General features: G+C 49.3%; 1 protein-coding gene. It reads left to right on the forward strand.

The window, feature by feature from the left end:
• Positions 1 to 729, forward strand: a 729-nt coding sequence (dnaA, locus tag R8O11_RS27305; RefSeq protein ID WP_318194890.1) for a chromosomal replication initiator protein DnaA, incomplete at its 5' end; no start/stop codon positions are given.
• Positions 730 to 738 lie beyond the last annotated feature (9 nt).

Genomic DNA, 738 nt, shown 5'->3' on the forward strand with positions numbered 1-738 from the left:
TACCGCAGTGTGGATGCACTCCTTATCGATGACATCCAATTCTTTGCCAACAAAGAGCGCTCACAAGAAGAATTCTTCCATACCTTCAACGCATTGTTGGAAGGTAACCAACAGATCATCCTAACTTCTGACCGTTATCCAAAAGAGATCAGCGGGGTAGAGGATCGTCTGAAATCGCGCTTTGGTTGGGGTCTAACGGTTGCGATCGAGCCGCCTGAGCTAGAGACGCGTGTGGCGATCTTGATGAAGAAAGCTGAAGACCATCAAATTCATTTGGCTGACGAAGTTGCGTTCTTTATTGCAAAACGTCTGCGTTCCAACGTTCGTGAGTTGGAAGGCGCGTTGAACCGAGTAATTGCCAACGCGAACTTTACTGGCCGCCCAATCACCATCGACTTCGTTCGCGAAGCGCTGCGCGATCTGCTGGCGCTGCAAGAGAAGTTGGTGACCATTGACAACATTCAAAAGACGGTTGCTGAGTACTACAAAATCAAAGTGGCGGATCTGCTGTCTAAACGTCGTTCTCGCTCCGTTGCACGTCCTCGTCAATTGGCGATGGCACTGGCTAAAGAGCTAACTAACCACAGCTTGCCAGAAATCGGTGATGCGTTTGGTGGCCGAGACCATACGACCGTTTTGCATGCATGTCGCAAGATTGAGCAGCTGCGTGAAGAGAGCCACGACATTAAAGAAGATTACTCGAACTTGATTCGCACCCTGTCTTCTTAATCGGTTAGA

Source organism: Vibrio sp. 1288 (assembly GCF_033344475.1).